19 protein-coding genes are annotated in these 25,364 nt (G+C 44.0%); 13 read left to right on the top strand and 6 right to left on the bottom strand.

Annotated features, from left to right (window positions below; genetic code table 11):
* Positions 1-24: 24 nt before the first annotated feature.
* A complete protein-coding gene (gene dxs, locus K1X66_08855) occupies positions 25-1,932 on the bottom strand; it encodes a 1-deoxy-D-xylulose-5-phosphate synthase (protein MBX7158478.1) in 1,908 nt (635 codons plus the stop codon).
* A 120-nt stretch (positions 1,933-2,052) separates the two neighbouring features.
* On the opposite strand from dxs, the gene K1X66_08860 reads away from it, so the two are divergent.
* Positions 2,053-2,532 (top strand): redoxin domain-containing protein, encoded by a 480-nt coding sequence (locus tag K1X66_08860; GenBank protein ID MBX7158479.1) that lies wholly within the window; start codon positions 2,053-2,055, stop codon positions 2,530-2,532.
* 9 nt (positions 2,533-2,541) lie between these two features.
* On the opposite strand, the gene K1X66_08865 is transcribed toward K1X66_08860, so the two are convergent.
* Positions 2,542-3,261 carry an RNA pseudouridine synthase gene (locus K1X66_08865; protein MBX7158480.1) on the bottom strand — a complete coding sequence of 240 codons (720 nt, stop codon included), beginning with the start codon at positions 3,259-3,261 and terminating at the stop codon, positions 2,542-2,544.
* 62 nt (positions 3,262-3,323) lie between these two features.
* Here K1X66_08865 and K1X66_08870 point away from each other — a divergent pair, with 62 nt between their 5' ends.
* Entirely contained in the window at positions 3,324-4,280 is a 957-nt protein-coding gene (locus tag K1X66_08870) for a glycosyltransferase family 2 protein (protein ID MBX7158481.1), read from the top strand.
* Between the two features lie 15 nt (positions 4,281-4,295).
* Here the strand turns inward: K1X66_08870 and K1X66_08875 are convergent, their stop codons facing one another.
* Entirely contained in the window at positions 4,296-6,668 is a 2,373-nt protein-coding gene (locus K1X66_08875) for an integrin alpha (protein ID MBX7158482.1), read from the bottom strand.
* Positions 6,669-6,815: 147 nt separating this feature from the next.
* Here K1X66_08875 and K1X66_08880 point away from each other — a divergent pair, with 147 nt between their 5' ends.
* The 9 genes from K1X66_08880 to purM all read left to right on the top strand — a co-directional run bounded on the left by K1X66_08880 (position 6,816) and on the right by purM (position 14,846).
* The gene (locus K1X66_08880) at positions 6,816-7,760 is read left to right on the top strand and encodes a bifunctional methionine sulfoxide reductase B/A protein (protein MBX7158483.1); all 945 of its coding nucleotides are present in this window, start codon (positions 6,816-6,818) and stop codon (positions 7,758-7,760) included.
* A gap of 293 nt (positions 7,761-8,053) precedes the next feature.
* Entirely contained in the window at positions 8,054-8,446 is a 393-nt protein-coding gene (gene mscL, locus K1X66_08885) for a large-conductance mechanosensitive channel protein MscL (GenBank protein ID MBX7158484.1), read from the top strand.
* Positions 8,447-8,457: 11 nt separating this feature from the next.
* Positions 8,458-9,234, top strand: coding sequence for an ABC transporter ATP-binding protein (locus tag K1X66_08890; protein ID MBX7158485.1), 777 nt, complete (start codon positions 8,458-8,460; stop codon positions 9,232-9,234).
* 35 nt (positions 9,235-9,269) lie between these two features.
* Positions 9,270-10,376: a histidinol-phosphate transaminase gene (gene hisC / locus K1X66_08895; GenBank protein MBX7158486.1), complete on the top strand. Its 1,107-nt coding sequence runs from the start codon at positions 9,270-9,272 to the stop codon at positions 10,374-10,376.
* A 2-nt stretch (positions 10,377-10,378) separates the two neighbouring features.
* On the top strand, positions 10,379-11,230 hold the full coding sequence (locus K1X66_08900; GenBank protein ID MBX7158487.1) for a prephenate dehydrogenase: 852 nt from the start codon (positions 10,379-10,381) through the stop codon (positions 11,228-11,230).
* Between the two features lie 40 nt (positions 11,231-11,270).
* Complete coding sequence (gene aroA, locus K1X66_08905) at positions 11,271-12,557, top strand: 3-phosphoshikimate 1-carboxyvinyltransferase (protein ID MBX7158488.1); 1,287 nt, start codon at positions 11,271-11,273, stop codon at positions 12,555-12,557.
* A complete protein-coding gene (gene cmk / locus K1X66_08910) occupies positions 12,554-13,231 on the top strand; it encodes a (d)CMP kinase (GenBank protein ID MBX7158489.1) in 678 nt (225 codons plus the stop codon). Before aroA ends, cmk begins: the two co-directional genes overlap by 4 nt.
* Positions 13,228-13,872: a 1-acyl-sn-glycerol-3-phosphate acyltransferase gene (locus K1X66_08915; GenBank protein MBX7158490.1), complete on the top strand. Its 645-nt coding sequence runs from the start codon at positions 13,228-13,230 to the stop codon at positions 13,870-13,872. Before cmk ends, K1X66_08915 begins: the two co-directional genes overlap by 4 nt.
* Positions 13,869-14,846: a phosphoribosylformylglycinamidine cyclo-ligase gene (gene purM / locus K1X66_08920; protein ID MBX7158491.1), complete on the top strand. Its 978-nt coding sequence runs from the start codon at positions 13,869-13,871 to the stop codon at positions 14,844-14,846. The genes K1X66_08915 and purM overlap by 4 nt, the downstream gene beginning before the upstream one ends.
* Here the strand turns inward: purM and K1X66_08925 are convergent.
* Positions 14,840-15,955: a hypothetical protein gene (locus K1X66_08925; GenBank protein ID MBX7158492.1), complete on the bottom strand. Its 1,116-nt coding sequence runs from the start codon at positions 15,953-15,955 to the stop codon at positions 14,840-14,842. The genes purM and K1X66_08925 overlap by 7 nt on opposite strands.
* 176 nt (positions 15,956-16,131) lie before the next feature.
* On the opposite strand from K1X66_08925, the gene K1X66_08930 reads away from it, so the two are divergent.
* Entirely contained in the window at positions 16,132-18,825 is a 2,694-nt protein-coding gene (locus K1X66_08930) for a hypothetical protein (protein ID MBX7158493.1), read from the top strand.
* On the opposite strand, the gene pabB is transcribed toward K1X66_08930, so the two are convergent.
* Complete coding sequence (gene pabB / locus K1X66_08935) at positions 18,782-19,933, bottom strand: aminodeoxychorismate synthase component I (protein ID MBX7158494.1); 1,152 nt, start codon at positions 19,931-19,933, stop codon at positions 18,782-18,784. The genes K1X66_08930 and pabB overlap by 44 nt on opposite strands.
* A 40-nt stretch (positions 19,934-19,973) precedes the next feature.
* Entirely contained in the window at positions 19,974-21,602 is a 1,629-nt protein-coding gene (locus tag K1X66_08940; GenBank protein ID MBX7158495.1) for a hypothetical protein, read from the bottom strand.
* A 130-nt stretch (positions 21,603-21,732) separates the two neighbouring features.
* On the opposite strand from K1X66_08940, the gene K1X66_08945 reads away from it, so the two are divergent.
* Positions 21,733-25,338, top strand: coding sequence for a choice-of-anchor D domain-containing protein (locus tag K1X66_08945; GenBank protein ID MBX7158496.1), 3,606 nt, complete (start codon positions 21,733-21,735; stop codon positions 25,336-25,338).
* Positions 25,339-25,364 lie beyond the last annotated feature (26 nt).

Genomic DNA, 25,364 nt, shown 5'->3' on the forward strand with positions numbered 1-25,364 from the left:
CTAAACAAGCGAGACGCTTCTACATTAAGCCACTGCTGCAGGTACACCAGTAATCTGACGTTGCTTCGCTAGCCGACCCAAAATTTTTTCAATTGCGGCTTGCACCGTTACACCATTTTTTTCTCGTAAAACATCGAGTCTGCCGTGTTCGATAAATTCATCCGGCCATCCAATCCGCACGACTGGTGTTTTAATGCCACGATCGGACAATTCTTCAATCACCGCGCTACCAAAACCGGCTTTCAAAACATGATCTTCCAATGTGCAAATCACTTCAACACTGCGAGCAAAAAATTCTAAAGTGCCCGTGTCCAAAGGCTTGATAAATCGCGGATTGACCACTGCGCAAGAAATACCTTGTTTTTCTAATTCGTCAGCCACTTTTAAGCCCATTGCTAACATATTGCCCAACCCCAAAATAGCAACCTGTTTACCATGACGAATGACTTCGGCTTTTCCAATCTCGAGCAACTTCGGCTGCGCTTTTATGGCAACTCCTTGTCCCGCACCACGAGGATAACGAATCGCACTCGGTCCTTCATGATGCATTGCGGTAAAAAGCATATCGGCAAATTCGTCTTCATCCTTGGGCTGCATGTGGATGAGATTAGGCACACCTCTTAAATAGGCGATGTCGAACAAACCATGATGAGTGGGTCCATCATCTGGAGATAAACCGCCGCGATCCATACAAAAAACAACAGGCAAATTTTGCAAGCAAACATCATGCACAATCTGATCGTAAGCCCTTTGCAAAAAGGTAGAATAAATCGCACAGAAAGGTTTGAAGCCTTGGGTCGCCAAACCTGCCGCAAATAAAACAGCATGCTCTTCAGCAATACCCACATCAAAATATTTATCAGGATGTTTCGGCTGAAATCGATCTAACCCTGTGCCATTGGGCATAGCGCCAGTAATAGCCACCACTTTTTGATTCATGTCGGCTAATTTTACCAGAGTGTCGGCAAAAACTTCAGAGTAGGTAGGCACGGCAGCAGTCGATTGAAGTTCACCCGTATCAGGATGATAAGCGTTCGGCCCTACACCATGAAACTTTTTCTGTTTCGACATGGCCAGTTCAAAACCCTTGCCTTTTTTCGTAATCGCGTGAAGCAGCACGGGATGATTTTGTTCCTTTAAAAATTCAAATGTCTTAATGAGCGTTGGCAGATCGTGCCCATCCAAAGGACCATAATAAGTGAAACCAAACTCTTCAAAAAGCGTGCTGGGCAATGCTAAACCTTTTAATCCTTCTTCAACTTTATGAGCAAATTTTAAAGCTCGTTGGCCACCGATTTTTTCTAAAAATTTCTCTGCTCTTTCATGCACATGAGCATAAGTGGGATTGGTTACAATTTTATTAAAATAGTTCGCAATCGCACCCACATTTTTATCAATCGACCATTCGTTATCATTCAAAATCACCACCAGCCGTTTGGTGGAATCCTTCACATTATTCATCGCTTCAAATGTGATGCCACAAGTAAAAGCCGCATCGCCACAAAGCGCGGTAATATTTTCATTGCCCCCCCGCTTATCTCGTCCCACTGCCATTCCCAAAGCTGCTGACAAAGCTGTGCCCGCATGACCCGCGCCGTAATGATCGTGCTCACTTTCGGTTCGCAACATAAAACCGTTCAACCCCTGATATTGGCGCATCGTGCCAATTTGAGACGCGCGACCCGTTAACATTTTATGCACATAACACTGGTGACTGACGTCCATGAGAAGTCGATCTTCTGGCGAATTAAAAACGTAATGCCAAGCGATGGTTAACTCCACAACACCCAGGTTCGGCCCTAAATGACCGCCTGTTTTGGCTAAAGTGGTAATTAACTCGTCACGAATTTCCTGAGCGAGTGTCTCCAACTGATCTATCTTTAACTTTTTAAGATCTGCGGGAGAATGAATCATATCCAAGTATCCTGCCATAACCTAAACAGTATCGGATAACTTAAAAAGAAAGCAAGACTGGTTTTTAAGTTTGAAAAACTTCAATAACTTCATATTTTAGCCGCTTATTGTTAATTAAAACTTAACCAAAGGAAATTTATGGCACTGGCAATTGGACAAAAAGCACCGGATTTTACCCTGAAAACCAAACGCGGCGAAGCGATCGAAGACGTGCAACTCAGCAATAATTTTGGAAAACGTAACACTGTTTTACTCTTTTTTCCCCTTGCCTTCACCGGCGTCTGCACTCAAGAAATGTGCGATATTTCCTCCGGCCTCAAAGCTTACGAGTCCCTTAATGCTGATGTCATCGGCGTGAGTGTTGACAGCCCCTTTGCGCAAGAAGCCTGGGCGCAAAAAGAAAAAATTTCTATTAAACTCGCCAGCGATTTAAACAAAGCTACCACTCAAGCTTACGATGTCGTTTTCCCCAATTTAGCTGGCATTGGCGATACGGCTGCTCGCGCAGCATTTGTGATTGATAAGACAGGCACTATTCAATACAGCGAACAAACTCCAACCCCTAAAGATTTGCCTGATTTTGGAAAGGTAAGAGCTGCTTTGGAAAAATTGAAATAAATTCAAGCTTCAACTTATCTTTTCCATAAAATGCCGGATATCCAGGGCTAGTTGCGATTCGTAGAAATAATCTTTTCCTTTCCAATGAAACTTCAATCGGCTGGCATGCAAAGCATGACGTTTAAATAAAAGTTTTTGGGCCATTTTATCTGTCCAACCATTTTTGATAAATTCCAGATAAAGTTTTTCGTCAGGGCCATAAATTTTATCTCCCACAACGGGATGTCCTAAAGAAGAAAGATGCACGCGAATTTGGTGCAACCGTCCCGTGTGCAAGCGAATGCGCAACCAGGTAAACCCTTTAAATCGTTTTATTGTCCAGTATTCGGTTCGGGACGGGTAACCACTTTCAATCACGGCTTGTTTGAGATAAATTTCTGATGGTTGATGTTTTCCCTGCCGATCCAAAGGAAGATCAATAAAGTCATGATCTTTCAGGCAATGCCCCCAAACCACTGCCTGATATTCTTTGCCAATTGCACGTTGTGCGGTCATCTTTCCCAAAAGTGAAGCAGCTTCTGCATTTCGGCTTACTAATAATAATCCGCTCGTTTCACGATCCAGACGATTGATCAAAGCCAAAGTATTTTTAGGATAACGCTTCTTTAATTCGTCAATTACAGTCCACTCCCCAGTTAATTTCGTGGGGTGCACCAGCCAATGCGCCGGCTTTTCCACCACCAAAAAATCCGACTCTTCCGCAATAACTTTAACCGTTTGGGGCAACATTACTCTTTTTTCTTTTTTCTTTCTGTGAATTTTTTTGTAAAAGTTTACAAAAATAAAACCTAATGACAACCCCACAGCCTAAATTAATTATTCAAATTCCCTGTCTCAACGAAGAAGAAACTCTGCCTATTACCGTTAGCGACTTACCTCAAAACATTTCTGGCATTAGTAAAATCGAGCGTCTTGTCATTGATGATGGCTCGACCGATCGTACTGTGGAGGTGGCGCGCGCAAATCACGTAGAGCATATTTTATCATTAGGACGACGCTGCGGACTAGCTAAGGCATTTATGTCTGGAATTACTCGCGCTTTGGAGCTCGGCGCGGATATTATTGTTAATACCGATGCAGACAATCAATATGTCGGCGCCGATATCGCAAAGTTAGTAGAGCCGATTCTCAAAGGCGAAGCCGATGTCGTGATTGGCGCACGGCCCATCTCAAAAATCAGTCATTTTTCGCCTTTGAAAAAAATCCTGCAAAAGCTGGGCAGCGCTGTGCTTCGACAAATTTCGCAAACCACAGTCGTCGACGCCCCAAGCGGTTTTCGCGCTTACTCGCGAGAAGCCGCTCTACGGATGAGCGTTTTTTCGCGTTTTACTTATACGATGGAGACTCTTATTCAAGCGGGCCGACAAGGATTACGTGTCGTGAGCGTACCTATTCGCGTCAATGGCAAACTTCGCGAATCGCGACTTTTCAAAGGCATGGGACGTTATATCGCCCGCTCTATGACAACGATGATTCGCATTTACGTGCTCTACGCGCCCTTGCGATTTTTTCTCTGGCTGGGCACACCGCTTTTTTTAGCAGGCATGCTTTTCATGGTGCGATGGTTGATTTTCTTTTTAGAAGGCAGCGAACGCACGCGCATCCCATCCCTTATTTTAGCTGCCGTTTTAATTTTGATGGGTGTTCAACTACTCGCACTGGGTGTGATCGCTGACCTCATCGCAAAAAATCGAATGCTGTCCGAAGAATTAGTTTATCGCGCGCGAAAAAGCGCGTTAAATCTCTAAGATTTCTTTAATAATTTATTTCGGCCCCACCAATTTCGTTTTCTTAGGCAAAGTCGTAATAGGCGTAGGAGAAGCGCTAATATTATCCTCGCTCACATAACCTACATTACGCTTTTTATCGATCATCACAATATCCATCTTAGCATCTTGATTCATGTCCAACATCAACACCGGCTTTTGTCCTTTAGCCACGCTTCCTAACTCTATGGAATCTCCTAAATTTAAACCGGTAATAATTTGTTGAGAAAGCTTTCTACCTTTAATGGTAATGACTTTTCCTTTTTGCCAGGAAAACAGTTTCCCCTTCAACTTTCCACTTATGGGCTGAAATTCTGTAGCAAAACTTTTGCCTAAATTTTCAGCCAGGAAAAGATTCTTCCCTTTTTTTAACACCAAATCCAGCTTATCATCTCTGACTCCAGTTAAAGCACCCGCTCCCACGTAACGATGTTTTTTAGGCAAAACAAAATTGATTTCTCCAATCACTGTGGGTGTCACGGGCGAACCTTGATTGTCCAATTGGTAAAGTTTTAACTGTGTTTTACTCGATTTCACTAGAATATCACTCACCCCGCCATCATCAAAATCCAAACTGCTCAAGAGTTTGGTCTTTTTAGCTAAGCGATTTCCCGTAGGCACGATTTTCGTGGGCAAAGAAACATCGATATCTCCCTCGGGCTTAATCGAATCTCCTTCTCTTAACAAGGGCAACACTTTTAAACTCTTTCGAGGTCCTTGAATCAGTAAATCCGGTGCAAAATTAGCCGTGAAATCGCCTTGAGGACTATAGTCCCGACCGTAAATAATATAGCTTTGGCCCGCATTCATAAGCCCATTAGGATCGGCTGAAGAAGCTCCTACAATAAAGTCATCTACCCCATCGCCATTGACATCGCCAATGCCGCTCACACCTGAACCGGCAAAATCTGCAGGAAGATTGCCATTTAAAGTAAACCCATTACTTGCATTCAAAGCGCTTAATTCTACGCTCGCCTCAAATCCGGCACGATTTGCAAAAACTATATAAGCTTGGCCGGCATTCGTTTTTCCATTAAAGTCGGCAAAGGCAGCGCCTACCAATAAATCCCCTAAACCGTCACCATTAATATCGCCAGCATTAGCAACTGACCCTCCTGAGCGATCCAAGACATTAATTCCGTTCAATACAAAGCCTTTACTGTTATTGAAAGCGCTCAGTTCCATGCTCGCTTCAAAACCAGTCGTTTTGCCCAAAATCACATAACTTTTTCCCGCCTCTGATTTGCCATTAGGATCAGCGCCACGCGCGCCAATAATGACGTCACCCATTCCATCCCCATTGACATCGCCCGCGCCACTAACCGAGATACCGGTGTAGTCACCGGCATTGGCTCCATTTATTTTAAAACCGTTATTCCCATTTAAACTATTTAATGAAAAAGTTGGTTCAAAAGGCGTTGTCTTTCCAAAAATCACATAACACTGTCCCGCATCAATTTTGCTATTGGGATCAGCGCCACGAGCACCAATAATCAAATCATTAATTCCATCGCCATTTATATCCCCAGCACCATCCAAAGAACTCCCAGAAAAATCGTTAGGATTAATACCGTTAATAATAAAACCATTATTCCCATTTAAGCTATTTAACGCAATGACAGGAGAAAACCCATCTTGACTTCCAAAAATGATATAACTTTTGCCAGCAAATCCCCCTGCACTTCCAGCGCCTACCGCAAAATCCTCAATTCCATCACCGTTCAAATCGCCTATGCCGCTCACTTTACTGCCGGAACGATCATTGATGCTCGTTCCATTTAATACAAAACCGTTACTTCCATCTAAGCTAGTCAGCTCAATAGCAGACTCAAATTCTGTTGTCCTTCCAAAGATTACATAGCTTTTTCCTGCTGAGCTTACCCCGTTAGGATCCGCGTTAAAAGCACCTATCACTAAATCGTCTAAACCATCACCATTTATATCGCCAATGCCGCTAGCCGAAAAACCTAAATTATCTCCTGCGCTCGCCCCATTAATTATGAACCCATTGGAGCCGTCTAATTGACCCCCTTCTACCTGTGATCCCAAACCTCCCTTTTTACCGAAAATAACATAACACTGCCCCGCGTTGCTTTTACCATTCGGATCTGCATAAGGAGCATCAATAATAAAATCCTCAATACCATCTCCATTCACATCGCCAATGCCGCTAACTGAAGCTCCTAATTGATCTCCAGCAAAATTGCCATTAATTAAAGTGCCAAACGCTTCATTAGGAAAATTAGAAAAACTAATAGTTGACGGGAAAGGCTCTGCCTTAATAAGGTCAGGAATAGGAAGCAATACACTTAGAGTCAATAAGTTATGTAAATTATTTTTTCTTTTTATTAAACGGTGGAAATGATTCATCTTATTATAATGTAAACTAATGCTCACTATTTAACAATAGTCAAAATTTTTCTCAATAAAAAGCGTCTAAATGTTATGAACTTAAAAACGTTATCTCTCGGAATTGGCATTGTTCTCTTTTTTAATAAGCTTATTATTATGACAACTATGGCAACACCTCCCCAAGTCACTGTTCGTTTACTGGATGAACAAGGCCAACTTACCGCTCCTCAACAAGTCGATAAAGTCATCAAAACCGACGCAGAATGGCAAAAACAACTCACTTCAGAACAATACGAAATCGCTCGCGGCAAGGGCACCGAACGTCCTTTCTGCGGCCTTTTCAATGACCATAAAGAAGATGGCGTTTATTCCTGCGTTTGCTGCCAACTACCGCTATTTCGTTCCGACACCAAATTTCATTCCGGCACTGGATGGCCAAGTTTCTTCGCTCCTATTGCCAAAGAAAATGTCATCACTCAAACCGACCTAAGCCACGGTATGAAACGAGTCGAAATTCTTTGTGCGCGATGCGACGCCCATTTAGGTCACGTGTTTGATGATGGACCTAAACCTACTGGCCTTCGCTACTGTTTAAACTCTGCTTCACTAATTTTTACTCCACTCAAAAAAACAGCACAAACTAAAACCGAAAAAGCGGTCTTTGCCGCAGGCTGCTTTTGGGGTGTTGAAGCCACCTTCCGACAAATTAAAGGCGTCATCTCTACTTCAGTCGGCTATACCGGAGGCAAAACAAAAAATCCCACTTACGAACAAGTTTGCACCGATAAAACCGGTCATGCGGAAGCTGTAGAAATTATTTATGACCCAACAAAAGTTTCTTACGAAACCCTCCTAGACGTTTTCTGGAAAAATCATGATCCGACCACACTTAACCGACAAGGTCCGGACGTGGGCACGCAATACCGTTCCGCTATTTTTTATCAAAATGAAACTCAAAAAGCTGCCGCGATCTCTTCCAAAGAAAAAATCGCTAAAAACTATAACAAACCTATCACCACGGAAATTCTTCCCGCTGCCGAATTTTATCGCGCTGAAGACTACCACCAACAATATCTCGAAAAACGAGGTTTATCTCATTGTCATTTGTAAAATTAATTAAATCAACTTCTAAGGCCGAGATCAAAAAAGAGAAGCTAACTATTCTCCAACAATACGCCTCATGTCATCCTCGGGCTTAACCCCGGGGATCCACGCGCTACTCTACACCAGTTTTACTGATTCCAAACAATCAAGTGATTAGCTCTTCGATATATTGATAAATGATCTTGCACCACGATATAAGTGCATGATCAATAGCCCTGCACATCTTATCCCCTAGCCATCTTTAACCCGTTTTTCTTTCCCAGATTGCTTTTATGCTAAAATTATTATAAAAACCTTTCATGGGCCTCTTCCAAGAATTCAAAACCTTCATCAATCGTGGCAATGTGATCGACTTAGCCGTCGGCGTGGTAATTGGAACGGCTTTTGGGAAAATTGTTTCCTCACTTGTTGCGGATGTCATCATGCCTCCCATCGGCCTCGTCATGAGCGATGTCAATTTTACCAATCTTAAATTACCCATTGGTGGGAAACCCGATGCGCCTGTCACAATTAATTATGGAAATTTCATTCAAACTACTATTGATTTTCTCGTTATCGCTTTTTCCGTTTTTATTTTTGTTCGATTCATTAACCGATTTTATCGTCGTCAGGAACAAGCCGCACCGCCGCCAGCTCCTTCTCGCGAGGAAATTTTGCTAACTGAAATTCGCGATCTTCTTAAAGATAAATAAGTGGCAAGCGAGTGTCCTCCGCTATTATTCAAATCAAAAAACTATGCGTTGAAAGAGATCGCAAAATTTTACGCAACATCAACTGGACTATTCATCAAGATCAGCAATGGGTGATTTTAGGCGCAAACGGCTCGGGCAAAACTTCGCTTCTTAATACTATCACCGGTTACCTCGTTCCCACCTCAGGCGCGATTCAAGTCTTCGATAACGAATATGGCCAAACCAATTGGCAAGATATTCGAAAAAAAATCGGCCTCGTTAGCGCCTCACTCGCTCAACGAATCCAGCCCGACGAAACTGCACTTTTTGTCGTGGCCAGCGGCAAAAAAGCGATTATTAACCTTTGGAAATCTCCTTCTCGCAAAGAACTTAACCATGCCAGAAAAATTCTTCGTCAAATTCAATGCGCCCACCTAGAACAATGCGCTTGGAACATTTTATCTCAAGGCGAAAGGCAACGCGTCCTGATTGGTCGCGCGCTCATGGCAAATTTTGCTATCCTTTTTTTAGATGAACCCTGCGCAGGGCTCGACCCTGTAGCGCGCGAAAATTTCCTAAAATTTATTGAAAAATTATTGCACAAACGCCAGGCGCCATATCTGGTTTTTATCACCCACCACATCGAAGAAATTACGAAGCATTTCACCCATGTTCTTTTGCTAAAAAATGGGAGCGTATTAAATCAAGGCAAAAAACAAAGCATGCTGACTTCAAAAAATTTATCTTCCTGCTTTAATAAAAAATTAAATGTCATTCATAAAAATGGACACTATCAAATAAGATTGTAGAACAGCCTTCTCGGTTGTTAAATTGCCCAAAGTTTATGCAGTTAAATAAAAATTTAGAAAATCAAATCAATCCTCAACTTCGCTCCCTGGAAGTTTACGAAATCGGCAAACCGATTGATGAAACTGCGCGTGAACTAGGGCTTGATCCCAAAACTATCGTCAAACTGGCCTCCAACGAAAATCCGCTTGGTCCTTCTCCCAAAGCCGTTGCTGCCATGCGTGAAGCCGTAGCGGAAAGCCATCTCTATCCCGACGGCCATTCTTATCATTTGACCCAAGCCCTTTCACAAAAATTTAATGTGCCAATGAATTGCATTACATTGGGCAACGGTTCCAACGAAATTATTGAACTTCTTGGCCACGCTTTTCTCAATCACGATTCTGAAGTTGTTATTTCGCGACACGCTTTTTTAGTTTATAAATTAATGGCACAACTTTTCGGCGCCAAATGCATCGAAGTGCCGGATCAAAATTTTCAACATGATCTGATCGCCATGCGAAAAGCCATCACTCCCAAAACTAAATTAGTGATCGTAGCCAACCCAAACAACCCCACCGGCACCTGGGTGGATGCACAAGCCATTGATGATTTTGTCCACCAACTCCCCCCTCATGTTATCGCGGTTTTTGATGAAGCTTATTACGAATTCATGACCCATCCGCCCGATTGCTTGCGCTACGTGCGTGAAGGAAAAAATGTAGTTGTCATGCGCACTTTTTCAAAAAGCCAGGGTCTGGCTGGTTTACGAATTGGCTACGGATTTACACCGAATTTCATCAACTCATGGCTGCAACGTTCACGCCAACCTTTCAACGTCAATGCGATCGCCCAAGCCGGCGCCTCGGCTTCGCTGCTAGACGAAGAACACCAACAAGCTACACGCAAAATCGTAGATGAAGGTCGAAAATTTTTGGAAAATGCTTTTCAACAACTCAAACTTTCTTTCGTTCCCGCCTGCGCTAATTTTATTCTCGTGAAAGTGGGTCAAGGCAAGGAATGTTTTAAAAAATTATTGGCGCAAGGCGTGATCGTGCGAGCCATGGATGCCTACCAATTACCCGATTACATTCGTGTTTCAATTGGAACACCGGACCAAAACCAACGTTTCGTAAGTGCTTTGAAAAAAATATCGGCTCCTTAACTATGCAATTCAATAAAGTGGCGATTTTAGGCGCGGGCCTCTTAGGCAGTTCCTTGGCCTTAGCGATGAAACGACATCGACTCGCCAAAAATATTATGCTTTGGACACGACGCTCCGAAATTATCGCGCAACTTCACTCCCAACATATTGGCAACTCTGCCACTACCGACATTCAAGAAGCTGTCACCGAAGCGCAGCTGGTTATTTTTTCTACTCCCATTGGCGTCATGCCAACTCTTGCTAAAACTAGTCTTCCTTATCTAACTCCAGACACTTTGGTTACTGATGTCGGCAGCGTCAAAACGACCGTCGTAGAAGCTCTGGAAAAAATTTTCGATTCGCACGCGCTTTTCATCGGCAGTCATCCCATGGCTGGATCAGATAAAACCGGTTTCGAACATGCTACAGAAATTTTATTTGATAACGCCGCTTGCTTTGTCACTCCCACCCAAAACACTTCACCTGCTGCTCAGCAAAAAATAACCGAGCTTTGGACAACGCTCGGTTGTCGCATCAAAATATTACCTCCCGATCATCATGATCAACTGGTTGCTGCGATCAGTCATCTGCCTCATCTTGTCGCTTCCTTACTCGTCAACACCGTTACCTCACACCATACCGCAGATGCTCTCCAATGGGTTGGAGGCGGTTTTCGTGATGGCACGCGCGTTGCTTTAGGCTCGCCACCTATGTGGAATGAAATTCTTAACCAAAATCGTAATGCCGTTTTAAAAGCGATTCAGGATTTTCGCCACCACCTGGATCAAACAGAAAATTTACTTCAACAAAATCAATCTATCGAGAAATCGCTCGAAGAGGCTGCTAAAGCGAGAAAACAAATAATGAGAAAATAAGTTGGCATCCGATTTAGTTGCTCTACAACTCAAAAACGTGATGTCTGAGATTCGTGTCCAAAAGTTAAAAAAATTAGAAACTCGTCTCAAAGTGCCCGGAGACAAAAGTATGTCGCACCGCGCAATATTGCTTGCAGGGTTAGCCGAAGGCACCAGTCGCATCAGCGGTTTTTTAACCAGTGAAGATTGCCTCTGCACCTTGCGCGCCATGCAAGCGTTGGGAACTCATATTGACTTTATTAATGAAAACACTTTTGATGTCACAGGTGTGGGTGGAGAATGTCAACCCGTGCTGGAAACTATTGATTGCGGCAACTCGGGAACGTTAATGCGTTTGATTTCGGGTGTTTTATCGGCACAACCTTTTCCCTCGCGATTATCTGGCGATGTTTCACTTAATAGCCGCCCTATGAAACGCATTATGGAACCACTTCGCGAAATGGGCGCGCAAATTGAAAGCGAAACTCATAACGATTGCGCTCCCTTGCTTTTACATGGCGCTCACTTGGAAGCGATCGCTTATCAATCACCCGTCGCTAGCGCCCAAGTTAAATCCTGTTTATTATTGGCCGGTCTTTTTGCTCAAGGCAACACCAGCGTTACAGAGCCCGCCTTATCGCGTGATCATACCGAACGCATGATGCGCTATTTTTATATTCCCCTTCGCAACCAAGACCTCACCGTAACCGTGCCCGGAGGCAGCCTGCCTCAAGCTCGAGATTTTATGGTTCCCGGAGATTTTTCCTCAGCAGCATTCTGGATGGCAGCCGCTGCGGCATTTCCCGGTTCCCAACTTTTTATCGAAGACATCGGTCTCAACCCCACTCGCACAGGATTAGTAAGCGTGCTGATGCGTATGGGTGCGCAAATCCGTGAATTTATTGAAACTGGCAAAGAGATGGAGCCCCATGGTAATTTGGAAATTCAAGGTCGCAATCTTCGTGGCACCTTGATTGAAGGAAAAGAAATTGCCAATGTGATTGATGAAATCCCCATTATCTCGGTGCTGGCTGCTTTGGCGGAAGGTGAAACCATTATCAAAGATGCCGCAGAATTGCGCGTCAAAGAAACCGATCGCATCGCTGCTATCACGCAAAATCTGCGCGCATTTGGGGCTGAAGTTGAAGAAACTAGCGATGGCATGATTATTCAAGGCGGACGCCCACTAAAAAGTGCAACCGTGGAAAGTTTCGGTGATCATCGTATCGCCATGGCTTTTGCGATTCTCGGACTTTTCTGCGAAGGCCAAACGCGTATTTTAAATACTGCTTGCATTGATACTTCTTATCCCCAATTTGAACAGCATTTGGCCCAGCTAGCAACATGAACTCCTTTCAACAAAATATTGTTATCGCGATTGATGGTCCTTCTGCCTCAGGCAAAAGCACCATTGCTCGCGAGCTAGCGCGTGCGTTGCCTGGTTTTATTTATGTCGACACTGGCGCCATGTATCGCGCGGTAACGTGGCGCATCTTACGCGAAAAAATTGATCCGCATAATTCCCAAACCGTTGAAACTTTTGTTAAACAAATGCCTTTTTTTTGTGAAATTCGAGGCAACACGATTGCGCTCAAATTCGAGGAGCCTGTGGATCCCTTCGTATTACGGCGACGCGAGGTTAACGAAAATGTCTCCACTATTTCTCTTATTCCCGCGGTGCGTCAACGGCTCGTCTACGAGCAACAACAATTGCGCGCCTTTGCGCCGTTAGTCATGGAAGGAAGAGATATCGGCTCTGTTGTTTTCCCTGATACACCTTATAAATTTTATTTGGATGCCAAATTAGAGGTGCGCGCCGAACGCAGAAAAGATCAGGGTGAAAATGATTCCATTTCTCAACGCGATGCCATTGATTCCAATCGCAAAATTTCTCCTCTCAAAATTGCGTCTGATGCGCATGTCGTAGACTCTTCCACCATGACCATTTCCGAAGTAGTATCTTACATTCTGGAGCAGCTCAGCCAACGCGGTCTGAACGTGGAAAATGCGAATCAACCATGAAGCGCGAGCTTTATCTTAATCACACTCACAAAACCACTTTCCTTTATTATCTCGGCTTCGTTTTGTCTTACCTCATTTTCCGTTTTTTGTTTCGTCGCAAAGTCTATGGCATCGAACATGTTCCTAAAGAAGGCGCCTTTTTGATCTGTGCCAATCATTTGAGTTATTTTGATCCTCCTTGCATTGGCTCATCACTTCCTTTTCATCATATCTTTTATCTTGCGCGAAAAACTCTTTTCAAATCACGGCTGATGGGATGGTTACTTCCCCGCATTCATGCAATTCCTGTAGATCAAGAAAAAGCAGATATTTTTGGTATTCGCACCACATTGCAAGTGCTCAAAGCCGGCGCACCCTTGCTGCTCTTTCCGGAAGGCGCACGAAGTTGGGATGGTCAACTACAAAAAGGAGAACCGGGTACTGGCATGATTGCCCTAAAATCCGGCGCGCCAATTCTACCAGTTAGAATTCGCGGCAGCTTTGAAGCCTGGCCACGCGGTTGTTCCAAAATCAAATTGCATCCCATCACAGTCACATTCGGTCCCGTGCTTCCTCCTTTCCAACCTCCCGCTCATCTTTCCACACAGGAAAGTTATCAATGGATTTCCGACCAAATTATGGAAGCCATTGCCAAATTATGAAAAAAAACGGCGGAGCTTATGCCCGAGCTGGCGTGAACTTAGAACAAGCCAGTCGCGATAAAGCAAAAGCGTTTACCACAGTACATCAATTTGCGGGTTTTTTTCGTGCCAACTTTCCTAAAATAAAAAACCCGATTTTGGTGGCAAGCACCGACGGGATAGGCTCGAAATTGATGCTCGCCTCGCAACCCAATCATCACTCCCAAATCGCAGCCGATTTAGTTTATCATTGCGTCAATGACATTTTAACATGTGGCGCGCAACCTCTCTTTTTCTTGGATCATATCAGCTTTAAAAAATGGGATAGCAAAATTTTCCACGCTCTCATTCACGGATTCAAAAAAGCTTGTTCGGAAACAGGTTGCTCTCTTATCGGTGGCGAAACAGCAGAATTACCGGAATTTTTTTCTAAAGAAAAAAATGTTAAATATGACTTGTCTGGAACAATCATTGGTGTGGTGGATGAAAAAGAGCGCATTGACGGGAAAAAAATAAAGCCTGGTGATGCGATTATCGGTCTCCCCTCCAATGGGCTTCACACCAACGGCTACACACTTGCACGAAAAATTTTACTTCACGACCTGCGATTAAAACTCACCGATCGCCTTCCCGGTTCCCGTGAAACTCTAGGCGCTTTATTAAGAAAGCCCCATCGCTGCTATTTAAAAGAGATCCAAATGCTTCAAAAAAAAGTGTTAATCAAAGGCATGGCTCATATCACCGGAGGCGGATTGATTGACAATCTGAATCGAATTTTACCACACAAAACCAAAGCGCTTATTAACAAATCATCGTGGCAGCCTTCTCCACTTTTTCGTTTCCTCAAGCAATCAGGAAAATTATCAGAGCCAGAAGCTTATGGCGTATTTAACATGGGCATTGGATTTGTTTTAATCGTTGACTCACAAGTCACTGATAAAATACTGAAATCAATAAAATGTTATTACCTTGGTAAAATCACAAATCTTCAATAAAAACCGACCCAACCTGTTTTAGCACTATTCTCAATGACTCCGAGACCAACCTGGGTTGAGTTTTCTATCTTAGCAAAAGCTTTACCCAATTTTCCACCACCGGCTTCTGTCGCCAAAACAGCGCCTTCTACTGCTGCGCCCAAAGCGGCTTCTTTTGTGTCATTAATATCTGTAGCAATTTGAGGGATCCAACCAAGAGTAACAGTGTTGACGGTTGCATCTATAGCGTGGATAGCTTTTTCTTCTACGTAACCATATCCATTGCTAATGGCAACGACTCCGTCTAACGCTAATTCAGCACCATCTTTAGCAGTTTCGATCATAGGATGAGGAGGTAATTCTGCAGGATTTCGTTGCTGAATGCCTGAAGCAGTAGTTATCGCCAATGAGGAAAGTGCTGTGGTTCTAAAGGTCGTTTGAAGCTCCCTAAAAGGAACCGATAGCTCTTCGGTTAATCTTTGTGTTTGTAACAAAGCAACCCTTAATTCATCAACCGCATCATCCGAAAAAATTATTGCTTCCTTCAGTTTTACTAAGGCATCTGCTGCATCCTCTCCACTTTCCACAGCTTTTTGATAAGTATTAAGCCTCTCTCTTACCGACTGGGCGCACTCTGCGACACGATCGAAGACCTCAGAAGCCCTTCTATAAGCGTCCTCAATTTCTTCAGAAATTCTTAATACTTTATCGATAACGTGATGTCTTTCTAAATAGGAAACGCTATAAATATGAGAAAAACTTCTGAAAATTTCAGCCATTTTAGAGGCATAAGTTTGGGCTTCTTTCAAGACATTACCATGCTTAAGTACGCTCGTCGCATCCAAAATATCATCAACCCTTCCTCCAATAACAGAAAGGGTATGAGGGTTGATTCTATCAACGTTATGAGAAAGATCGTCCAGCTGGCCAATAACCTTTTCGAAATCTTTTCTATCGAGTTTAGAGAGCTTCTTCATCGGCTCAATGACACGATCGAGAAAAACCCTGACAAATACAAAAGCATTCGCTCTTGCAACAAGATCAGCCGCAGGGCGTTCAGGTATTCTTCTTATTAATTTTCTAGTTTCCTCAGCAATTTCCCCAAGAATTTCCCTTACAGCTTTCGACATCTAACTCATTAACACAATAGCAATAAAATGTCAATTTTTATGTTTTATTAATAAAAAAAATTTTAAAATGTCTTGTATTTTATGCTCAACTTTAAATAGATTAATTCTGTTAACCAAATCATTGACAACACCCTCCTTCTAGCTTTTCATTACTTTTAAATTTTTTTTATAAAATTATGGCATCTCCCACTCTTCTTATTCGAGGCGCTAGCAGATTTGCAGCACGAATTGGTCGTTTGGAGGCCAGAGCAGCGCGAACCGGTCAACGAATGGAGGCGCTCGCTGATGAAGTGACCACTTCCGAACGCCGTTTAGCTAGTGCTTTGGGCGGGTCTGAAATAGTAACCGCTGCAGGTATACCTACAACAGTTGCTGAGTTGAGGGTAGCTCATGCTTTAACTAGTCGGAATCACCTTAACACTCTCAAACGTCATGTTAAAAATGTAGAAGAACTTGCAGCAGTGCAAGCTGATGAAGCAAAACATTTAGCGAGATTGGCTGAAAGTTCGCCTGCCGCTCAAAGAAATCCTGCTGCATTAGATCGCGCTAATCGCATTGCAGAAGAAGTCAAAGCTTTTGAAGATCGTAAAGACGCCATCGCTCGTTATAAAGAACTTCGAGATATCAGAGACGAACTCAAAAGAGAAGTAGCCGACAATCCTAGAGACTTTGTAAAACGCCGCCAGCTACAACAAATAACAGAACAAGCAACCAGCGCCCTCGATGAAGTTGAGCGAACAGTTAAAGCGTATAAAACAGCTAAAGCTAATGCTGACACCGCCATCGCCGAACGAATCGCTGCAGTGGAAGCACGCGCCCGACGCGCCCACCTTCAAGAATTAGGACGCACTCCTACAATTGACGATTTAGCGGAGGAGGCTGCAGTTAAAGCCGAACGACTCAACGAAGCTAACATGTCCCGTCTCGAAATATTAAGAGAGGCAGCCCAAGCGACTTCGCGTGCAGAGGAAGCAGCTTTGGCAGATGCTGCTGAAGTTATAACACAATTTCGTCGTGCTGCCGAAGCTGGGGATATTGAAGCGCGAAGACAAATCCGACGCATTACCGACATGAGCCAAAGAGTAGCTTTTGAAAAAGCAAAAGAAGCGGAAGCTCGGGTGATCTCAATCGATGAAATAAATCGTGAAGGATTACCACAGCTTCAAAGAGAACCCAGCGACCTCCATGTTAGTGAGGATGATGTACAAGAAGCTTTCGAGGAATTTCAAAGATTTGCAAGGGATCGAGATCCCTTAGACGATCGATTCAGCGATTTGGTTCAGGATGGGTTAACTGATAGATTTACTCCAGAAGAACATGCAATGTATCAGCGACTTGAAGATGCGTCTGCGCTATACATAGGACATAACGCCACTGCAGTAGGCAGAGCCCAATTTATGGAACGAGCCTCAGAAGTTCTACGCAGAGCTGCAGCAGTTGAAGAAGCGGCAGGTGGGTTAACTTCTAAACAAGCCGTGGATCGGCTAAACCGAGAAATGGCTGTTCGGCTCATGGCAGATCATGCTCGAAACGACATTGTGCCAATTGTAGATAATTTATTTGCTGGCAGATATGACTCCCTCAGTTCTGGAGTCAGCCAAGCTGCTTCCCAGGCTCGATTTGCCGCACGCATTCATTATCATCGTGATCAACTAGTTCACGCAAGTTTAAATGACTTAAAGAAAATTGATGAAGCTCTTTTAGAATTACATCGCCTCCAAGAGGAAGCGAATGATTTGTGGCGTACGGCTAATAAGGCACGTGAAGATTTAGAGGAGTTCCGTAAAGCGGCGAGTCAATCTGATGCTAGCGAAACAGTAAAAGCTACTGTCGATACAAAGGCAATTGAAGCAGAACGAGCGACTCGAGTAGCGGAAAATGCCTCACAAGCACTAAACACCTCACTCAATGAAGCCAATCAATCATTAGATCGAGTCATTCAATCTGTTGCTGGAGTAACTGTTGTTGCTATTGCAACAGAAGCTGATGCCGCACAAGAGTCTGTCAACAATTCGCGTGAGCATTTCACCTATGCAGAAGTTGAACTTCATGAAGCTAACGAAGGGGTGGTCGCTGCTGAAGCTGCTTTGGATAACTTCTCCGGTTCGGAAATCGAAAGACTTGAACTAGAAGCTCGATTAGCCAGTGCTCTAGAAATCGCCGAAGAAGCTAAAAAATTATGTGCCGACGCTGAAACTTCCTACGTTGACGCTCGTGTTGATAAGCAACTGGAAGATAAAGAAACAGCCGAAGAAAAAGCAGCAGCTGAAGCTGAAGCTAGAGGAGAAGCTTATTTTGCAAGCACTGCAGAAGGCATGGCTTGGGAAGGCATGAAGTGGGTTGGGAAGGGCGCTTTAACTGGCCTCCATTATGCTGAAGAAGGGGTGGCTTATGCTTCGGATGCTTGGGGCCGTTATGGAATGGGGTTGCCCGTCGATGTCGGCCATGGATCACTTGACGCTCAAGATGCTGTGATAGAACACGTGGTCTTGCCAGTGGCTGTGGCAACTTATGAAAAAGCCAAGGCCGTAACCAATTCTATAGTGGCGCCGCTTAGAGAAGCAAGACAGCGTGAAGAAAAGTTTGCGGCGGCCAGCGAAATAAAAGACCAAGATGAAATTGATAAATTAGCTCCCGCCCCAACTCTCATCACTATTCCTGATACAGAACCTCCAGCACCAGCTTTAGTGGCAGAGGCCAAAAGAAAAAAGAGAAGCGACGAAGCGTGGGCCAAAATCGAAGAAAAAGCGCAACAATCCCTTGAAAAAAATATGTCTCTAATCGAAGATGGTGAGCCTGAAGAACAACCCAACATGAGTGTGGATCCTAGTTTAGCTTCTCAGTCTTCAACCTCTGTACCGAAAGTTTAGAAAAATAATTCAGCGCCTGCAAAAGACCTGCGGCTTTATGCTGGGTTTCTTCAAATTCTTTCTGCGGCTCGGAATCAATGGTAATGCCACTACCCACACCAAATGAAAAGGTGTTGTCGCAAATTTCCAAGGTGCGAATGGCGATATTGAATTGCGATTCTCCATTAAACCCAAAGTAGCCAATGGCGCCGGTATAAAGTCCACGAGGTTGACCTTCCAATTCGCGAATAATTTCCATCGCTCGCTTTTTAGGAGCGCCAGTAATAGAACCTCCTGGGAAACAGCTCACCAAAGCTTCTACTTGGGAAATTTCTGGTCGTAGCCAACCCTGAATCACGCTCATGAGATGGTGCACGTGAGAAAAAGATCGTTTGGCAACAAGTTCTTGAACTTCAACCGAGCCGTAGTCACAGATTTTTCCCAAATCGTTTCTTTCCAAATCGGTGATCATAATCAGTTCCGCCAGCTCTTTTTCGCTGCGAATCAAATCAAATGCCGATTGTTGATCAGCCATGGCATCACGAAACCGTGGTCGCGTGCCTTTAATCGGACACGTTATCACGCGTCTTCCGGAAAATCGCAAAAAAAGTTCTGGCGATGCCGATAAAATCGTGCGACTGGGCAATTCCAAATAAGCCGAAAATGGCGCAGGCGAAAAACGTTTGATTTGCGAAAATAAAGCTCGTGTTGAACCTTCAAACCGACCTGTGATTTGACGCGTCAAATTCGCTTGATAAATGTCCCCAACCTCAATGTAATTTTGGAGCTTTTGAACTTTCTCCACATAGTCTGTTTTTTCCAAAGAAGAAGTTAAATGAGTGGTCTGATAAAAAGATTCTTCAGAAAAAGGCCAATGTTCTGCAGAACAAATTTTTAATTCAGGATAAAAACCAAACTCAAAATTACCTTCGTAAGTAATAAATCCTACAGCCGCACCGGTTGGAAATATGGTTTTGGCTTCTGATTTTTGATGATAACGAGCTAAGGTTTTTTGCAGTTGTCGATAATCCGCTAAAGAACCTTTCATATATTCTGTAGGGGATTGTTCGCTCATTAAAGCAGCGCGCTTCCCTAAGGGAAATTGCAAATCGGTTTCAAGCCAAAGCATTTTGGAAGTTTAATCAACCTTATCGCTTTTCAAATAAAAATTACGGAATCGGCGCTAAATAAAGCTCGATCTTCGATTGCAAGAAAGGGCCGCCCGCGGTAAAAACCACACTTTTTGAATTGGGGTGAATGCGAACGGTTTTACTCATGCCTTGGGTCGGATGGGCCACATCCTGATTCGCGGCAAGCGCGGGACTCAGTTTGGAAAGATCTCCTCCTTCAATCGGGGCGCTGTAAAGCTCGAATTGATCTTGAGTTATTAAATCGCCATAAATTACAACCTTTTTCGAATCATCGGTGATTTCGTAGTCCACCACATTTTTTCCAACAACAAAATCAGGCGTCAAAGCAACACGCCCTCCACCAGTTGTTGGCACGCTATAGAGTCGCGAACGTTTTTGATCGCCCCCTCCAATTGTAACTCGATAAAGGGTTCTTTCGCTATTGGGACTAATGTTTGGCAAGCCAATGTTACCCTGAAAATCTTCAGGTTGATTTAATTTAACGCTTCCTCCTCCTTGAATTCGCGCACTAAACAACTCTGTGAAAGTTTCTTTCGTATCCGGCCCAAGCATAATCACGCGTTGTCCATCCGGTGTAATAACAAAATTTTTCATGTCACCCACGCTATTATTATTTCCGTCGCTTAAACGAACAAGCTCTCCCCCTGCAATTAAAGTGCTGTAAACTTCGATATCCGTGTCATCCAAATGCTCTGACATATAGACCACGCGATTCCCATCAGGGCTAATATGAAAAGAGACTATCTCAGTAGGTTTAAACTTAGGTTTTACAGGCCCGTTCAATTTCGTAATTTCACCGCCATAGATTGAAACACTAAAGAGTTCTTCTAGATCAAACACATCTTGATCTCCCGAATAAACTACCCGAGGCACCTCAACATTTTGACTTACCTCAAAAGAATAAATCCCACCCCCTGGAACTAACGGCGAATTAAGTTTAATATTTTTTTTCGTAAAAATATCATATCGAAATAATTCAGCACCTGTTTGCAACACTGCCATGTATACCAAAAAATGGCTATCCCAAGTAAAAGTAGGTTCGCTACCTATATTAAAGGGAATTCTTTCCCCTAACTCCAAAGGTGCGTTAACCTTTTGAACCACACCACCAGCAATGGGTGCTAGATAGAGTTCTCTCACTGTATCAATATCTTTATCCGCTAAAAAAACAACCCATTGGCTGTTAGGGCTAATGGTATAATAACCGTCACCCGTTTCCGTCGCCGCGATAATATCTCCCCCAAAAGCCATGTTTCCGCTTATTTTAATCACTTTACCGCCACTGACCGAAACACTATAAAGCTCGAAAACTTCATCATTGTCTTTATCCGCCATAAACACAACGCGCTGCAAATCAGGACTGATTTTGGCCCCTCGCACAGAACCTCCCGCGACCAAATCTCCTGATAAATCTTTTAAGCCTTGCCCTGTGGTGTTGACACTATAAAGATGCCGCACTCCATCTCCCAAAGGATCCGCAATATAAATCACACGATTCCACGGAGCAAATCCCACAACGAAAGAAACATTACCCAAATCAGCAAAAGGCTGATTGATTTTAATAGCCCCTCCCTGAACTAATAGGGGAAATAAAACCAAAGCAAGTATCGTAAAAGGGTTAAACCAAAGTTTAAATAATCTAAACATAATACAACTCCTTTCTTCTACAGGCTAGTCCAAGTTTAAGTATATGCAATTTGCGCCAGTAAAATTTTATAAAATTTTAATTTTGTTATTCAAATTTTGAGTTATAGTAATAGGATTGTGCAAAAATAAGATGATGCATAAATATCTCTGCCTTCTTTTGACTCTTTTTTGCTTAGAAAAAGTGCACGCCACGCTTACCGAAACGGTGGATTCTTTTGAAGATGGTGAACTGCTTGCCAATCCAACCTGGCAAGGAAATCTTACTAATTACGTGGTTACTAGCTCTGGAGCATTGCATAATGTTCAATCGCTCCGCGTTAATACCTCCAACATCCTTTCCACGCTCACTTTTTCATTTGGAACCCAAACTAACTTAGGAGCAAACTTAACGGAATGGTCTTTTCTTTATCGCGACACAGAAGGAAATCCAAGCGGTGTCGCTAACAACGGATGGCGACTTTGGCTAGTGTGCGATAACACAAATTTAACCAGCGCCAATGGTTACGCAATTCGTCACGGTAACACGGGCACTCCTGACAATCTAATTCTAGTTCGAATGGAAAATGGCGCTGAATTTGTGCCCGCGCTTTTAACGAATACTGTGGATCCGAGCACCACTCTTCATTCCATTCGCGTGACCCGCTCTTATGAAGGATTGTGGGAACTTTTTATCACACCTAGCATCACAGGTCTCGCTACTAACTCTTTTGGCACAGTCCAAGACACCACTTTTTTCAGTGGCCTTGACGAACTAAACACCAACCTTTTTTTAGCTTTGCAAGCTCGGACAACTTCAGGCGGCAACAACCCTTTGCGATTTATTTTTGATGATATTCGCTTTGGATTTCCTTCCTATGCTTATTTAACAACGACTACCAATATTTCCGAAGATATCGGCACTTATAATCTCACAATCCAACGACCCACTTCCATCGGCACACTTACCGTCACGAATGTCATCGTGCAAGGCACTGCCTCCAATAAAGTCGACTTTTTCATCAACTCGCTCACCAACGAAATCACTTTCAATCCCGGCGAAACAATGGCCTCCTTGCCCATTATCATTACTAATAATGCACTTCAAGATGGCAATCGCACCTTCACCAATTTCTTAACCGGACCCACAGGCGTCCAACTCAAACACGTTGTTACCATTATTGATGAAGACCCCGCACGACTCCAATTCAGCGACCCACTGGGTTTTATAGGAGAATCCAACCAAACCGCAACCATCTCTGTTACACGCACACAAAGCACTAATCTTCCCATTAGCGTAGATGTGGTAATTACCGGTGGCACCGCAGTCAATGGTGTCCACTACCAAAACACCGGTGTCTCCAATCTCACTTGGTTAGCGGGTGAGAGCGGCACGAAATCCATTACGATTAAAACTATTGATGACGCCAACATCAACGCCGACCGCACCATTGTTCTCAGTCTTAGCAATATCATAGTAGCTGCTTATGGCTCCCCTACCAATCACACTCTTACGATTCTAGACGACGAAACCACTGGCGTCACTAATTTAGCGCCTGGCGAGGCAGCGATTATTGCCTACAACTCCGCTAATCCTGACGCTTTTTCCATTTACACTCTCACCAACGTGCTCGCCGGCGCGCGACTTCGGTTCGCCGATCAAGGCTGGAGTAGCAGTAGCAGCTCCTGGCGCGTCGGTGGAAAAGAAGGCGCTTTAGAATATGTCGTGCCCGCTTATCTTCCTGCAGGCTCCATCGTTAATTTTACCATTACTAATTTCGGTGGCGTTATTGATTCAAACCCTAAAGTCACCAGCATCGGCCCTGCTGTAGGGGGACTCAATATGGATGGCACAGAAAGCGGATTTGCCCTTACTCAACAAGGCGATCAACTTTTTCTCTTCCAAAATTATAACAACCAAACCAATTTCATTTTTGCTTATAACAACGACAACGCCTGGGATCCTGACTCAGTTAGCTCCACCACTAGCGCATTACCGCCGCCTTTAGTGAATGGTTCCAACGCTGTTGCTGTAGGTGGGGCGCTCGGCCAAGTTAGCGCTAAATATAATATGGTCACCAACCTCAGCGCTGGATTTACTCCAAAACAAGTGCTCATTGCCATTGCCAATAGCAACAACTGGATTCTCGCTTCCACCAATCAACCTCCACCCGTTATTCCACCCAACATGCTCATTTTAGGAAATAACCAACCTATTTCCGATGGCGATAACACTCCCAGTGCCAGCGATTTTACTCTTTTCCCTAATACTCTAGTGGGTAACAGCACGATTCATACTTTTGTCATCACTAATTCCGGAGGTTCTACCCTCACAATTTCTAGCATTACCGAAGCCTCACCCCATTTTGCCATTGGCAATCTTGCACTGCCACTCAACATTCCCACTAACAGTTCCACCACGTTCCAAGTTCAATTCACCCCATTAAGCGTAGGCAATTTTTCTACAACCCTTTTTTGCACTAATAATCTTCTTGGCCCCGCTAACCCGTACGAATTTTTAGTCCAAGGCACCGGTTTCACCAACGCAATCCCGCCTCCTCCACCACAAACTAATATTGTCACCATTACCGCTACCGATCCCGAAGCTTTTGAAGCAAATGCTGACACCGCTACTTTCACCGTCACTCGCAATTTCGCTACTAATACTCCATTAACGGTTCTTTACGCAATTGCTGGCACAGCTACCGCAGGCGCCGACTATGCTCCTCTCAACGGCTCCACACAAATCTCTGCTAACGAAACCCAAAGCTTAATTACTATCACTCCCATTCTCGATATTCTTGAAGAAGGCACAGAAACCGTGGAACTTTCGCTTCTCCCAAGCCCCAATTATCTTATTGGCTCTCCCTCTAATGCGGTCGCTACCATTGAAGACAACACTTCAAAGATAACAAGTTTGAACGCTCCATTCAGCGATTACAACAAAGACGGTTATTCCGATATTCTTTGGATGAATCGTTCCAAAAAAGGCGGCAATCGTTCCACCCTTGCCCAAGCCTATTACATGTCCAACTTAACGCTGCTCGCTATTGGCCCCACCAATGCCACAGAAAGAAAACTTAAAATTGTTGGCTCTGCCGATCTCAATCATGACGATTGGGCCGATCTCATTTTCCAAAAACGCACCCTTAAAGAAAACACCGTGTGGGCACGTTATGGCGGCGTGGCTCCCGGCCTTTTCTCAAATGCCACACCTCTCATTACACTTCCCAAACCCTTCCGAGTTGTCACAGCAGGAGACTACAATCGAGATGGCTATGCCGATCTTGTTTTGCTGCGTAAAAGCGCTGGCCAAAACCAAATTCATCTCCTCTTGCAAGACAGCAACCAAGTTTTCACGCCTCCCACTCTCACTGATCCCCCTCTGCTCACCGTGGCTAAACCTTTCAAACCATTTGCCAGTGGCTATTTCAATTCCGATTCCAATATCGATCTGGTCCTCATCCGACGTCATGGAAAATTAAACGATCTTTACCTCGCCTACGGTGATGCCAATGGAGGTTTGCAAGCGCCTTCCGGCACCGCTTTCGCCTCGGTTCTCAAGAAATGGAAGCCCGCTGCGGTGGGCGATTACGATGGCACCAATTTCACCGATTTCCTCTGGATGAAACGCAACAAAAAAATTCAAGAAATTTGGATAACACGAACAGATCCTACCGGAGCAGCCGCCACACCCACCCCGGAAATTGTGCCACAAGCAACCAACGTGAAACCTTGGAAAGCTGTAGCACCAAAATAACACTTGCTCTTTTTTTCCATCTGCAA

The sequence above is a fragment of the Verrucomicrobiia bacterium genome, assembly GCA_019694135.1.
GTDB lineage: Bacteria > Verrucomicrobiota > Verrucomicrobiia > JADLBR01 > JAIBCM01 > JAIBCM01.